This is a genomic window from Pseudomonas donghuensis, from assembly GCF_000259195.1.
Taxonomy (GTDB): domain Bacteria; phylum Pseudomonadota; class Gammaproteobacteria; order Pseudomonadales; family Pseudomonadaceae; genus Aquipseudomonas; species Aquipseudomonas donghuensis.
The window spans coordinates 104,179-117,097 of the sequence record NZ_JH650771.1; the positions used below are offsets into that span (position 1 = coordinate 104,179).

The following is a 12,919-nucleotide window of genomic DNA, read 5'->3' on the forward strand; positions in this document are numbered from 1 at the left end:
TAGGCTGCCGGCTCAAACGTACATGTTTTGGGACGGCCGGGAAGATTTGCCCCCTGCCGCACGGGGACTATTGAGGAGCTCGCATGACCAAACAAAACGCCTTTACTCGGGAAGACCTGCTGCGCTGCAGTCGCGGTGAGCTGTTCGGCCCAGGTAACGCGCAACTGCCCGCCCCGAACATGCTGATGGTGGATCGCATCACCCATATCAGCGCCGAGGGTGGCAAGTACGGCAAAGGTGAATTGGTCGCCGAGCTGGATATCACCCCGGACCTGTGGTTCTTCGCCTGCCATTTCGAAGGTGATCCGGTGATGCCAGGCTGCCTGGGCCTGGACGCCATGTGGCAACTGGTCGGTTTCTTCCTCGGCTGGCAAGGCTTGCCGGGCCGTGGTCGTGCCCTGGGTTCGGGCGAAGTGAAATTCTTCGGCCAGGTCCTACCGACCGCCCAGAAAGTCACCTACAACATTCATATCAAGCGCGTCCTCAAAGGCAAGCTGAACATGGCCATCGCCGATGGTTCGGTCAGCGTCGACGGTCGCGAGATCTACACCGCCGACGGCCTCCGGGTCGGCGTATTCACCTCCACTGACAACTTCTAAGGGTTATCCGCATGCGCCGCGTCGTTATCACTGGTCTGGGCATTGTTTCGTGCCTGGGCAATGACAAAGAGACCGTCTCCGCCAACCTGCGTGCAAGCCGCCCTGGCATCCGATTCAACCCGGAATATGCCGAAATGGGTCTGCGTAGCCAGGTTTCCGGCTCCATCGACCTCAACCTCGAAGAACTGATCGACCGTAAAGTCTTCCGTTTCGTCGGTCACGCCGCCGCCTACGCCTACCTGGCGATGGCCGACGCGATCAAGGACTCGGGCCTGACCGAAGAGCAGGTCTCCAACCCGCGTACTGGCCTGATCGCAGGCTCAGGCGGCGCGTCGACCCTGAACCAGATGGAAGCGCTGGACATCCTGCGTGAAAAAGGCGTCAAGCGCGTTGGCCCCTACCGTGTCACCCGGACCATGAGCAGCACCGTCTCGGCGTGCCTGGCCACCCCGTTCAAGATCAAGGGCCTGAACTACTCCATCGCTTCCGCCTGCGCCACCAGTGCTCACTGCATCGGTACCGCCATGGAACAGATCCAGATGGGCAAGCAGGACATCGTCTTCGCCGGTGGCGGTGAAGAAGAGCACTGGAGCCAGTCGTTCCTGTTCGACGCCATGGGCGCACTGTCCAGCAAGCGCAACGACACCCCGGAAAAAGCCTCCCGTGCCTACGACGCTGACCGTGATGGCTTCGTCATCGCTGGCGGTGGCGGTATGGTCGTGGTTGAAGAGCTGGAGCACGCCCTGGCCCGTGGCGCCAAGATCTACGCCGAAATCGTCGGCTACGGCGCCACTTCCGACGGCTACGACATGGTCGCTCCAAGTGGCGAAGGCGCCATCCGCTGCATGCAGATGGCCATGTCCACTGTCGACACCCCGATCGACTACCTGAACACCCACGGCACCTCGACGCCGGTCGGCGACGTTGCCGAGATCAAGGGCGTTCGCGAAGTATTCGGCGACAAGGCTCCAGCCATCAGCTCGACCAAGAGCCTGTCCGGTCACTCCCTGGGCGCTGCCGGCGTTCACGAAGCGATCTACTGCATGCTGATGATGGAAGGCAACTTCATTGCCGGCTCCGCCAACATCGACGAAGTGGACCCGGAAGTAGCCGACATGCCGATCCTGACCAAGACTCAGGAAAATGCCAAGATCGATACCGTGATGAGCAACAGCTTCGGTTTCGGCGGCACCAACGCCACCCTGGTGCTCAAGCGCTGGGCAGGCAAATAAGGGCTAGCCCCCCTTATGTTCGAACGCCCCGACTCGTCGGGGCGTTTTTGTTTGTGCCATCCAGGGCCGCTGCGCGCCCCATCACCGCCAAGCCCGGCGCCCACAGTTACTGCAGGCGCTAGCCCTTGTGGGAGCTGGCTTGCCAGCGATGGGCTGCACAGCAGCCCCTCCTACACCGAGAACCGCCCCACCAACCCATTGAGTTCGATCGCCAGCTGCGACAATGCCTGGCTCGCCGCGTTGGTCTGATTGGCCCCCGCCGAGGTCTGCATGGCCAAGTCGCGAATATTGGTCAGGTTGCGGTCCACCTCCCGCGCCACCTGTGCCTGCTGCTCCGAGGCACTGGCAATCACCAGGTTGCGCTCGTTGATCAGGCTGATGGCCGCGGCTATCTCCTCCAGCGCCGCACCGGCAGCATGAGCGCCCTCCAGGGTGCCGCGAGCCCGTTCGTTGGTCTGCTGCATACCTTCAACGGCGCGATGGGTGCCTTGCTGGATACCATCGATCATCTGCTCGATTTCACGGGTGGATTGCTGGGTGCGATGGGCCAGAGCCCGTACTTCATCAGCCACCACAGCAAAACCACGCCCGGCATCACCGGCCCGTGCGGCTTCGATCGCAGCATTGAGGGCCAGCAGGTTGGTCTGCTCGGCAATCGCGCCGATCACATCCAGTACCTTGGTGATGCCATTAACCTGCTGCGCCAGTTGCCCGACCTCTTCGGCGTTGGCGGTAACACCGGCCGCCAGGCCCTCGATCGACGTCACGGTCAGGCGCACCTGCTCGCGTCCTTGACGGGCAATGCGGTCCGACTCGCGCGAAGCTTCGGAAGTGGCCACGGCATTGCTCGCCACCTCCTCCACCGCGGTGGTCATCTGGTTGACCGCGGTCGCCGCCTGCTCGATTTCCTGGCTTTGCTGCATCAGCCCACGGGTGGCATCTTCCGTCACCGCGCTGAGCTCCTCGGAGGCCGAGGCCAACTGGCTGGAGGAGTCGGAGATGCGCCCGATGGTATCGCGCAGGCTTTGCTGCATCTGCTTCAAGGCTGCAAGCAAGCGTGCCGGCTCATCCTTGCCCTGCACCGAAATCTGCGGGGTAAGGTCGCCGGTGGCCACCACTTCGGCAACCTTCAGGGATTGCGCCAACGGCCGGACGATACTGCGGGTCAGGGTCAGGGCCAGCACCACAGTGAGCACCACGGCGGCAATCAGCCAGCCAATCACCCAGATCCGCGCCTCCTTGTAGACGACTTCGGCAAGGTCGGTCGCGGTATTGGCATGCTGGTTATTGAGCGCGATCAGCTCGTTGAGGCTGGCCGTCAACTGGTCGGCCAGCTGATTCATCTCACCGTTGACCATGGCCACCGCCTCTTCGAGCCGGTGCTCGGCAGACAGCTCCATCACCTGCGCCTGCAGCTTGAGGTAACGCTGCTCCAGACTCAGGTAGCGGTCGAACAGGACCTGCTCTTCAGGCAGCACGATCAGCGCCTGGTACTTCTGCTGGGCCTTGCCCAGGCCCGCCTTGATCTCTTCGATGCGCGACTTGTTCTGCGCCAGCGCCGCCTCATCGCGATTGACCAGCAGGCGCAGGGTCAAGGCGCGGATGCGCAGCATGTCCTGGGTCATCTGGCCGACCGAAATGACGCTGGGCAACCAGTTGCTGTCGACCTGCTCGGACTGCTGGCGCATGCTGGTCATCTGCATCAGGGCAAACGCGCCCAAGGCAAACACCAGCGCCGCCACCAAGCCAAAACCCAGGCCGGCCCTGGGCGCGATATTCATGCTTCTCAAGCTCATCTTCTGGCTCCCTCCAAAAGCGCTGCACAACAGTGCAGCTGTCCTTGCTTCTAGACGGTATCGGCCTGGCGAAAATTTGCGTAAGACGAAAACGTGATATCAAAAGGCCTTATGATCGCGACGCCCCGGTGGCCCTGACTCAACGCACCGTAAAGCGCTGCTCGGCGAGCAACCGGTCACCCTGGAAGACCATGAAATGCCACTGCCCCGGCACCATTTCGTGGTTTTCGGTGAACTCATAGGCCATCACATCCTGGGCAGCGCCCGGCACCAGCTTCTGCACGACTTCGAACTTGTCGTGGCGCTTGCCATCCGGGGTGCGCACACCCGGGGTGAGGTACAGCAGGGTCAGCGGCGTGTCTTCGGCGACCTTGCCCTGCAGCCGATAGCGCATGCCGAACTTGCTGCCCAGGCGCGCCGGGATCTCATCGGTCTGTTCAATCGTCTGGTTACTCTGGGTCAGCACCCGCTCGCCCGGCTGGAAGTTCTGGTGGCGGGTTTCAAACAGACCGTACTCGACCGGCCCTTCGAGACGAACCTCGGCGCTGGCCAGGCCACTGACCAGCAACAGCCCGCACAGGGCGCTGAAACGACGTGGAAACATAGTGAACTCCATCAGGTTGATGGCGGCAGGCTATGACGCAGGCATGACAGGCTGATGACAGCGCTGTTATTTGCCCGCCACAACCCCGGGTATAGCGCGGGCATGCGCTCGATATGGGCCACGGCAGGTTATGCTAGAAAAACGTCCCCCCCTTGGTCTGGAGCACACCGTGAGCCTTCCCCTGGTCATCCGCCCTCGCGCCGAATCGGTCGAAGGCCAACCTATCCTGCGCCCCCTGCCTTCGGCCCAATGCCGCAGCGTCGGGCCATTCGTGTTCTTCGACCATATGCTGGAGACCGACTACCCGGCCGGCCGTGGCATGAACATCCGCCAGCACCCGCATATCGGCCTGTCGACCCTCACCTACCTGTTCGAGGGCGAGATCCAGCACAAGGACAGTCTGGGCTCGGATCAACGGGTCAAGGCTGGCGAGGTCAGCTGGATGACCGCCGGCAGCGCGATTGCCCATGTCGAGCGCACGCCTGCCGATCTGCTGCCCAGCACGTCGCGCCTGCACGGCTTGCAGGTGTGGCTGGCCTCGCCCAAGGCGCACGAGCAAGGCCCGGGGCTCTACAGCCATCACCCGGCGGCGAGCCTGCCGGTCAGTGACAACCTCGGGGTCAGCATTCGCATGATTGCCGGCAGCGGCTTCTGCCTGCAATCGCCGGTGCCGGTGCTGTCACCGACCCTGTATGCGCTGGTGCAGATGCAGGCGGCCACCACCCTGACGGTGCCCACCGAACACGCCGAGCGCGCGCTGTATGTACTGGATGGCGAAGTCAGCCTCAACGACCAGGCGGTCGAGCCGTGCAGCCTGGTGATCTTGCCGCCCGGCGAGGAGATGAGCCTGTATGCCGATAGCGAAAGCCAGTTGGTGCTGTTCGGTGGCGCGCCATTGGACGGGCCACGGCGGATGAACTGGAACTTCGTTGCCAGTGACCCGGCATTGATCGAACAGGCGCGGGCACGCTGGGCGGCCGGAGACTGGCCGACGGTACCGGGGGAAAGTGAACGGATCGAGTTGCCTTGAGATTGATCGCCGGCAACGCGGCTCCCACAGAGTGGATGCATGCAGGTCCAGTGTGGGAGCCAGCCTTGCTGGCGATGGGCTGCACAGCAGCCCCGCCCCCACTCAGCGCTGGAACACTTCATCGAGCAAATTGAACATCGCCCGGAACGCGCGCTTGGACGTGCGGGCGTCGTACTTCATCTTGCCGGGGATATTCGCTGCGGTATCGGTGAACGAGTGCACCGCGCCGCCATAGCTGATCAGCTGCCAGTCGACCTTGGCCGCGTCCATCTCGGCTTCGAAAGCCGGTAGCTGCTCCTTGGGCACGAACGGGTCGGCGGCGCCATGCAACACCAGCATCGAAGCCTTGACCCTGCCCTCCACGGCTGGCAGCGGCGTATCCAGGGTGCCATGGAACGATACAGCGGCCAGCAGGCGGGCATCTTCACGGGCCAGCTCCAGGGCACAGCAGCCGCCGAAGCAGAAGCCGAAGGTGGCCAGCTTGCCAGGCTCCAATACCGCCCTCGATTGGCCCAGCAACTGGTCCAGCGCCGCCTTCAAGCGCTTGCGCAGCTCGACGCGGTCATTCTTCAGCGGCGTCATCGCCGCACCGGCTTCATCCATGTCCGACGGACGCAGGGTCTGGCCGTAGATGTCGGCCAGCAACACCACATAACCCTGGGCGGCAACCTCGCGGGCGATACGTTCGGCGCCCTCGCCCACCCCCATCCAGTTTGGCGCCATCAAAAGCCCAGGCTGCTCACGGGCGCCCTGGGTATAGAACAAACGGCTCTCATAGGCTTTGCCGGCAACATGATAGACCAGCGATTCGACGGTAACCTTGCTCATGCACTCCTCCTTGCACCATGAAAAAAGCCCGCCGAAGCGGGCTTTCCTGCAACTACTTAAGCCGACAATTCGACCAGTAGCTTGTTCAGGCGACGAACGTACGCCGCCGGGTCCTTGAGGCTATCGCCCGCCGCCAGCGCGGCCTGATCGAAGAGGATGTGCGAGAAGTCGGCGAAACGGTCTTCGCTTTGCTCGTTGTCCAGTTTCTCGATCAGCGGGTGGCCAGGGTTGAATTCAAAGATCGGCTTGGAGTCCGGCACCTTCTGCCCGCTGGCCTCGAGAATCTGGCGCATCTGCAGCCCCAGGTCCTGCTCACCGATGGCCAGGATCGCCGGCGAATCGGTCAGGCGGTGCGACACGCGCACTTCGCTGACGCTTTCGCCCAGGGCCACCTTGAGGCGCTCGACCAGGCCTTCTTTCTCCTTGGCGACTTCTTCCTGGGCCTTCTTGTCCTCTTCGGAGTCCAGCTTGCCCAGGTCCAGGTCACCACGGGCGACGTCGACGAAGCTCTTGCCGTCGAATTCGCTCAGGTAGCTCATCAGCCACTCGTCGATGCGGTCGGTCAGCAGCAGCACTTCGATGCCTTTCTTGCGGAAGACCTCCAGGTGCGGGCTGTTCTTGACCTGCGCATAGGACTCGCCGGTGAGGAAGTAGATCTTGTCCTGACCTTCCTTGGCACGGGCCAGGTAGTCGGCCAGGGCAACGCTCTGCTCGCCGCTTTCATCAAAGGTGGAGGCGAAACGCAGCAGGCCGGCGATCTTCTCTTTGTTGGCGAAGTCTTCAGCCGGGCCTTCTTTCATCACCTGGCCAAAGTTCTTCCAGAAGCCCTTGTACTGCTCAGGCTCGTTCTTGGCCAGCTTCTCGAGCATGTCCAGCACGCGCTTGGTCAGGGCCGACTTCATCGAGTCGATGATCGGGTCTTTCTGCAGGATTTCGCGCGAAACGTTCAGCGACAGGTCGTTGGAGTCGACCACGCCCTTGATGAAGCGCAGGTACAGCGGCAGGAAGGATTCGGCCTGGTCCATGATGAACACGCGCTGTACGTACAGCTTCAGGCCACGTGGCGCTTCACGCTGGTACAGGTCGAACGGGGCACGGGCCGGTACGTAGAGCAGCGAGTTGTACTCAAGCTTGCCTTCGACCTTGTTGTGGCTCCAGGCCAGCGGGTTCTCGAAGTCGTGACCGATGTGCTTGTAGAACTCCTGGTATTCCTCGTCCTTGATCTCGGTGCGAGGACGGGTCCACAGGGCGCTGGCGCGGTTGACGGTTTCCCATTCTTCGGCCGGCTTTTCTTCGCCTTCGGCGGCTTCGACCTGTTTTGGCAGCTCGATCGGCAAGGCGATGTGATCGGAGTATTTCTTGACGATGTTGCGCAGGCGCCAGCCGTCGGCGAACTCTTCTTCACCCTTTTTCAGGTGCAGGACGATGCGGGTGCCGCGCTCGGCCTTGTCGACCGTGGCGACTTCGAACTCGCCTTCGCCCTTGGACGACCAGTGCACGCCCTCGGCGGCTGGCAGGCCGGCGCGGCGGCTGAACACGTCGACCTTGTCGGCAACGATGAAGGCCGAGTAGAAGCCCACGCCGAACTGGCCGATCAGGTGCGAGTCCTTCTTCTGGTCGCCGGTGAGGTTTTTCATGAAGTCGGCAGTGCCGGACTTGGCGATGGTGCCCAGGTGCGCGATCACCTCTTCGCGGCTCATGCCGATGCCGTTGTCTTCGAGGGTGACAGTGTTGGTGTTCTTGTCGAAGCTCAGGCGGATTTTCAGCTCGGCGCCGCCTTCGAGCAGCTCTGGCTTGGCCAGGGCTTCGAAGCGCAGTTTATCGACGGCGTCGGAGGCGTTGGAAATCAGTTCGCGAACAAAGATTTCCTTGTTCGAATACAGGGAATGGATCATGAGGTGCAGCAGTTGCTTCACCTCGGTCTGGAAGCCCAGGGTTTCTTTTTGAGTTTCCACACTCATGGTCTTCAACACTCCGATCTGATGACAGTTGTCGCTGGGCAGGCCGACGGCCTGCTTTCACGGCGGGATGCACAACAGATGGGGGTGGCTCGGGCTATTTCAAGGGCGAGGTCATTTCTTCGATCTTGAAATGCGCCCGCGCCGTGGCAATCGGTTCGTCCGGGTCGCCTTGCCAGGCGGTGATCGCGACGTTGGTCACCCGCCGGCCCTGGCGCCACAACTGACACTGGGCGTAAGTGTCACGGTAATGGCCGGCGCGCAGGTAATCGATGGAAAAGTCGATGATTTTCGGGATCGCCGCACTCTCACTGAAAATCAGCAGGTACAGCGCCGCCGACAGCTCCATGAAGCCGGCGATTACCCCGCCGTGGATCGCTGGCAGCAACGGATTGCCGATATTGTCCTGGCTAGCTGGCAGACAGAACAGCAGGTCGTCGCCCTGGCGGCTGCACTGGATACCAATCAATCCGGCATAAGGAATCAGCCGCAGCAAGGGTTCATAGTTGCCTTCGGCATGTGCCTGGCGCAGTTGCTGGTGCACTTCTGGCGGGATCATTGGCCGCTCCCCTTGAGCGTGTTGGCGAAATTGAGACCGCCCTTGATGCCCTTGCCCAGACGCATGAAGGTGCCGACCACCTGGGCGATCGGTTGCTCGGGATCGTCCTGGTAGGCCACCCCGCGGGTGAAGATCACATCCCGCGAGACGCGGTAGCAATAGGCGTGGCCGAAGATATCCTTGCCGGCCTCGGCCGGGTGCATGTAGTCGATACGCAGGTCTAGCGTCGGGCATACCTCGAACTCAGGCAACACGCAGAGGGTGGCCATGCCGCAGGTGGTGTCCATCAGGGTGGTGATCGCACCGCCGTGCACGGCCCCGGTTTGCGGGTTGCCAACGATCTGTGTGGAATACGGCAGTATCAGGGTCATGCCTTGCGCGTCCGCGTGATGCACCCGCATCTGTAATACCTGACAATGACGCAGTGCCGAGAGAAAGCGTTGGGCCATAGCCTGCAAAGAAGTGTCGATCATTTCAAAAAACTCTCAGGCCGTTGAGGCCATGCACAGAGAAAGGGAAATGTCCATATAGATCCATTTGTTATATATCTGTATGGTGCGCGGAACTTCTACCGGTTACTTGAGCTCAAAGGAACAAGTAACTTATTCCACAAGGAGAAACACCCCATGCGTAAACCTTTTGCTTTTGCCGTTATGCTCGCCGCTGCTCTGGGTCTGGCCGCTTGCGATAAAGCCAGCGAAAATAAAGCCCAAGATGCTCAGCAACATTCCGAGAACGCTCAAGAGAAAATGAACGAAGCTCAGGATAAAGTGAACGAGGCAGCGAAAGAAAACGTCGAAGCCGCCAAAGATCAGGCCGAAGCGCAACAAAAAGCCGCTGAAGAAGCTGCGAAAGAAGCCGCTCCTGCTGCCCCAGTTACTCCTGCTGAGCCTGCTAAACAGTAAGCAAGCCTGCCGGAATAAAAAAAACCCGACACTGTCGGGTTTTTTTATGGCTGCCGAAACTGGATTAAACGATTCAGTCGTCACTCTTCAGGCAAGGTTCTCTTTAGCCGGCTCCGGCGCAGGTGCCTCGGTAGGGGTGTAAACCATCACATCGAGCACATCCGAATGGAACTCGCGACGATAAAGCACCAACACTACCCCGGTACTCATCAGCATGAACAACCAGGGGCCGATAAACCAGCAGAGCATGGCCATCCCGAAGTAATAAGAACGCAAGCCGAAGTTGAACTGGTTGGCCGCCAGCGAAATAACCCTGGCCGCTCTAAGGGCAAATGCCTTGCGCTCCAGTTCACTGACATGGCGCTCACCAATCATCGGCGCCGAGCCCACCAGCACCGCGGCAAAGTTGTATTGGCGCATGCACCAGCTAAAGGTGAAGAAGGCATACACAAAGACCATCGCCAGGCACAGCAACTTGATTTCCGACATCCCCTGGGAAGCCTGCTGGACCAGCGGCAAATCCGCCAGTAACGATACAGCGCGGTCCGAAGCCCCGAGCACGGTGAGAATACCGGCCAGAATAATCAGGGTGCTGGAGGCGAAGAACGACGCATTGCGCTCCAGATTGCCGATCACGCTGGCATCGGCGATGCGGTTGTCACGCAACAACATGCGCCGCATCCAGTCTTCGCGGTAAAGGTGCAGTACGCTGGCCAGGCACGCAGTATCACGGCCCTTCCAGGTCGCGTAGCGGGTATAACCGCCCCAGCAGACGACAAACCAGCAGGCGGCCAGCAGGTGGATCAGATTGCTTTGAATGAAGCTCATGCAAGGTCCTGATTGAAGTTTCGAGCACAATAAAGCCCATTGACCGGCTTTCGACGCTTTACCGCAGAAAAAGACACGTCTTGCCCGCAGAAACGAAAAAGCCCCGCATCCTTTCGGACGCGGGGCTTGGGATCTGCCGTGACGGACACCCTGTTGGCTTGTGGCCGGTGTCCGTTACATGGCTAATTCTCAGGCCAGCGCTTCGCGCGGCTTGCCCAGCATGCGGTCACACAGCACCGCAACACCCAGGGTCACCACCGAAGGCACCAGCCAGGCCAGGCCCTGCTCGCTCAGCGGCAGATGCGCCAGCACGTCCGGCAGTTTACTGGCCAGCACAGTGCCTTTGATGGCATCGATCATGCCGAACAGCAACGACACCAGCATCACTGGCGCCAGGATGCGAACTTGCGAGTTCCACAGGTCCTTGCAGAAGCTCAGGCCTACCACCACGATGCACGGCGGGTAGATAGCGGTCAGCACCGGGATCGAGAACAGGATCAGCTTGGTCAGGCCCAGGTTGGAAATCAGCAGCGAGAAGGCCGCGAGGATCACCACCAGGGTGCGGTACGACAGCGGCAGCACCTGGCTGAAGTACTCGGCGCAGGCGCAGGTCAGGCCGACGGCGGTCACCAGGCAGGCCAGGGCGATCAACACGGCGAGGAAGCCGCTGCCCAGCGAGCCGAAGGTGTGCTGCACGTAGGCATGCAACACCGCGGCGCCGTTGCTGGCACCGGCGGCGATCTCATGGCTGCCGGCACCCAGGCGGAACAGGCTGATGTACACCAGGGCCAGGCCGACACCGGCGATCAGGCCAGCGATGATCGCGTAGCGGGTGATCAGCTGCGGCGACTCGACGCCGCGCGAACGGATGGCGTTGACGATGACGATACCGAACACCAGCGCACCGAGGGTATCCATGGTCAGGTAACCATTGATGAAGCCCTGGGAGAACGGCGCGGCAACATAGGCTGGCTGTGCTTCGCCGATACCACCGGCTGGCAGCATGAACGCGGCGATGCCGAGTGCGGCCAGGGCAATGATCTTCAGCGGCGCGAGGAAGCGGCCGACAGTGTCGAGCAGCTTGCCCGGGTACATGGACACCGCCAGCACCACCAGGAAGTACACCAGGCTGTAGATGAACAGGGCCAGCGGGCTTTCACCGGTCAGCGGCGCAACACCTACCTCGAAGGATACGGTGGCGGTACGCGGGGTGGCGAACAGCGGGCCTACCGACAGGTAGCACACCGCTGCCAGCAGGCCGCCGGCGACCTTGCCGATCGGGCTGCTCAGCGCATCCATGCCGCCGCCGACCTTGGCCAGGGCGATGACAGTGATGACCGGCAGGCCCACAGCAGTGATCAGAAAACCCAGCGCCGCCATCCACACGTGTGGACCGGATTGCAGACCGACGATAGGAGGGAAAATGATATTGCCCGCGCCGACGAACAAAGCGAACGTCATAAAACCAAGTGCCAGGATGTCCTGGCCTTTCAAAACTTTCATTAAGGAAATACCACACTGCTGAAATCGGGATTTAGAGAGGGATTTCCCCTTGGGTGAGGGAAATGCTGCCTGGCTGGATGAGCCAGACCCGTTTAGCGTGTCGTTCCCTTTTGGGGAGCGGGCACAAAATGAGTGCATAGGTTAACGAATTTGTCATAGAAACGCACTGTTGCAGGGCTGCTTGTCCGATGTGTGAATATGCGTGTCGCTTGCGCGACAGCTCCAAGCCGCAAGTTACAAGCCGCAAGCTTGCCGCAACACCCTCTTGCAGCTTGAAGCTTGTCGCTTGAAGCTGCTGCCCAGTAAACAAAAAAGGCCACCCGAAGGTGGCCTTTCTTGTTTACTGGGCAGTGATTACTTCTTCACTTCCCAGCCAGTCAGCTCGGCCAGGGCCTTGCCGATGTCTGCCAGCGAACGCACGGTTTTCACACCAGCGTCCTGCAGCGCAGCGAATTTCTCGTCTGCAGTGCCTTTGCCGCCGGAGATGATGGCGCCAGCGTGGCCCATACGCTTGCCCGCAGGAGCGGTAACACCAGCGATGTAGGAAACCACAGGCTTGGTGACGTTGGCCTTGATGTAGGCAGCCGCTTCTTCTTCAGCCGAACCGCCGATCTCGCCGATCATGACGATCGCTTCGGTCTTCGGGTCTTCCTGGAACAGCTTCAGGATGTCGATGAAGTTGGAGCCCGGGATCGGGTCGCCACCGATACCGACGCAGGTGGACTGACCGAAACCGGCGTCAGTGGTCTGCTTGACCGCTTCGTAGGTCAGGGTGCCGGAACGCGAAACGATACCGACCTTGCCTGGCAAGTGGATGTGACCTGGCATGATGCCGATCTTGCACTCGCCCGGAGTGATGACGCCTGGGCAGTTAGGGCCGATCAGGGTAACACCCAGCTCGTCGCACTTGACCTTGGCATCGAGCATGTCCAGGGTAGGAATGCCTTCGGTGATGCAGACGATCAGCTTGATGCCGCCGAAGGCAGCTTCCAGGATCGAGTCCTTGCAGAAAGGAGCCGGAACGTAGATGACCGACGCGTCAGCGCCGGTAGCCGCTACGGCTTTTTTTTCAGTGTT

At 61.0% G+C, this 12,919-nt stretch carries 13 protein-coding genes; 4 read left to right on the forward strand and 9 right to left on the reverse strand.

Annotated elements, in window-relative coordinates; translation table 11 throughout:
• Positions 1–83: 83 nt before the first annotated feature.
• On the forward strand, positions 84–599 hold the full coding sequence (fabA, locus tag UW3_RS0118890; protein ID WP_010224657.1) for a 3-hydroxyacyl-[acyl-carrier-protein] dehydratase FabA: 516 nt from the start codon (positions 84–86) through the stop codon (positions 597–599).
• Positions 600–610: 11 nt separating this feature from the next.
• Positions 611–1,831: a beta-ketoacyl-ACP synthase I gene (fabB, locus tag UW3_RS0118895; protein WP_010224658.1), complete on the forward strand. Its 1,221-nt coding sequence runs from the start codon at positions 611–613 to the stop codon at positions 1,829–1,831.
• Positions 1,832–2,001: 170 nt separating this feature from the next.
• Here the strand turns inward: fabB and UW3_RS0118900 are convergent, their stop codons facing one another.
• Together UW3_RS0118900 and UW3_RS0118905 are read right to left on the reverse strand one after the other, a co-directional pair.
• Positions 2,002–3,627: a methyl-accepting chemotaxis protein gene (locus tag UW3_RS0118900; protein ID WP_026001404.1), complete on the reverse strand. Its 1,626-nt coding sequence runs from the start codon at positions 3,625–3,627 to the stop codon at positions 2,002–2,004.
• Positions 3,628–3,766: 139 nt separating this feature from the next.
• Positions 3,767–4,231 (reverse strand): DUF3859 domain-containing protein, encoded by a 465-nt coding sequence (locus UW3_RS0118905; protein ID WP_010224660.1) that lies wholly within the window; start codon positions 4,229–4,231, stop codon positions 3,767–3,769.
• Between the two features lie 169 nt (positions 4,232–4,400).
• On the opposite strand from UW3_RS0118905, the gene UW3_RS0118910 reads away from it, so the two are divergent.
• Positions 4,401–5,261 carry a pirin family protein gene (locus tag UW3_RS0118910; protein ID WP_010224661.1) on the forward strand — a complete coding sequence of 287 codons (861 nt, stop codon included), beginning with the start codon at positions 4,401–4,403 and terminating at the stop codon, positions 5,259–5,261.
• A gap of 102 nt (positions 5,262–5,363) precedes the next feature.
• Here UW3_RS0118910 and UW3_RS0118915 read toward each other — a convergent pair whose 3' ends face one another.
• The 4 genes from UW3_RS0118915 to UW3_RS0118930 all read right to left on the reverse strand — a co-directional run bounded on the left by UW3_RS0118915 (position 5,364) and on the right by UW3_RS0118930 (position 9,079).
• Entirely contained in the window at positions 5,364–6,089 is a 726-nt protein-coding gene (locus UW3_RS0118915; protein ID WP_010224662.1) for a dienelactone hydrolase family protein, read from the reverse strand.
• A gap of 56 nt (positions 6,090–6,145) precedes the next feature.
• Positions 6,146–8,050: a molecular chaperone HtpG gene (gene htpG, locus UW3_RS0118920; RefSeq protein ID WP_010224663.1), complete on the reverse strand. Its 1,905-nt coding sequence runs from the start codon at positions 8,048–8,050 to the stop codon at positions 6,146–6,148.
• Between the two features lie 94 nt (positions 8,051–8,144).
• Positions 8,145–8,606, reverse strand: coding sequence for a PaaI family thioesterase (locus UW3_RS0118925; protein WP_010224664.1), 462 nt, complete (start codon positions 8,604–8,606; stop codon positions 8,145–8,147).
• Entirely contained in the window at positions 8,603–9,079 is a 477-nt protein-coding gene (locus UW3_RS0118930; RefSeq protein WP_010224665.1) for a PaaI family thioesterase, read from the reverse strand. Before UW3_RS0118930 ends, UW3_RS0118925 begins: the two co-directional genes overlap by 4 nt.
• Before the next feature lie 153 nt (positions 9,080–9,232).
• Here UW3_RS0118930 and UW3_RS28360 point away from each other — a divergent pair, with 153 nt between their 5' ends.
• A complete protein-coding gene (locus UW3_RS28360) occupies positions 9,233–9,511 on the forward strand; it encodes a hypothetical protein (protein WP_026001405.1) in 279 nt (92 codons plus the stop codon).
• Between the two features lie 87 nt (positions 9,512–9,598).
• Here UW3_RS28360 and UW3_RS0118940 read toward each other — a convergent pair whose 3' ends face one another.
• The 3 genes from UW3_RS0118940 to sucD form a co-directional block, all read right to left on the reverse strand.
• Positions 9,599–10,339 carry a DUF599 domain-containing protein gene (locus UW3_RS0118940; protein WP_010224666.1) on the reverse strand — a complete coding sequence of 247 codons (741 nt, stop codon included), beginning with the start codon at positions 10,337–10,339 and terminating at the stop codon, positions 9,599–9,601.
• 189 nt (positions 10,340–10,528) lie between these two features.
• The gene (brnQ, locus tag UW3_RS0118945) at positions 10,529–11,842 is read right to left on the reverse strand and encodes a branched-chain amino acid transport system II carrier protein (RefSeq protein ID WP_010224668.1); all 1,314 of its coding nucleotides are present in this window, start codon (positions 11,840–11,842) and stop codon (positions 10,529–10,531) included.
• Positions 11,843–12,196: 354 nt separating this feature from the next.
• Positions 12,197–12,919: succinate--CoA ligase subunit alpha (gene sucD, locus UW3_RS27315; protein WP_010224670.1), on the reverse strand; the 723-nt coding region annotated here is incomplete at its 5' end.

Bases quoted from the DNA above. Each gene is read 5' to 3' on its own strand.
- fabA (WP_010224657.1), top strand. From the start codon at position 84: ATGACCAAACAAAACGCCTTTACTCGGGAAGACCTGCTGCGCTGCAGT.
- fabB (WP_010224658.1), top strand. From the start codon at position 611: ATGCGCCGCGTCGTTATCACTGGTCTGGGCATTGTTTCGTGCCTGGGC.
- UW3_RS0118900 (WP_026001404.1), bottom strand. From the start codon at position 3,627: ATGAGCTTGAGAAGCATGAATATCGCGCCCAGGGCCGGCCTGGGTTTT.
- UW3_RS0118905 (WP_010224660.1), bottom strand. From the start codon at position 4,231: ATGTTTCCACGTCGTTTCAGCGCCCTGTGCGGGCTGTTGCTGGTCAGT.
- UW3_RS0118915 (WP_010224662.1), bottom strand. From the start codon at position 6,089: ATGAGCAAGGTTACCGTCGAATCGCTGGTCTATCATGTTGCCGGCAAA.
- htpG (WP_010224663.1), bottom strand. From the start codon at position 8,050: ATGAGTGTGGAAACTCAAAAAGAAACCCTGGGCTTCCAGACCGAGGTG.
- UW3_RS0118925 (WP_010224664.1), bottom strand. From the start codon at position 8,606: ATGATCCCGCCAGAAGTGCACCAGCAACTGCGCCAGGCACATGCCGAA.
- UW3_RS0118930 (WP_010224665.1), bottom strand. From the start codon at position 9,079: ATGATCGACACTTCTTTGCAGGCTATGGCCCAACGCTTTCTCTCGGCA.
- UW3_RS28360 (WP_026001405.1), top strand. From the start codon at position 9,233: ATGCGTAAACCTTTTGCTTTTGCCGTTATGCTCGCCGCTGCTCTGGGT.
- UW3_RS0118940 (WP_010224666.1), bottom strand. From the start codon at position 10,339: ATGAGCTTCATTCAAAGCAATCTGATCCACCTGCTGGCCGCCTGCTGG.
- brnQ (WP_010224668.1), bottom strand. From the start codon at position 11,842: ATGAAAGTTTTGAAAGGCCAGGACATCCTGGCACTTGGTTTTATGACG.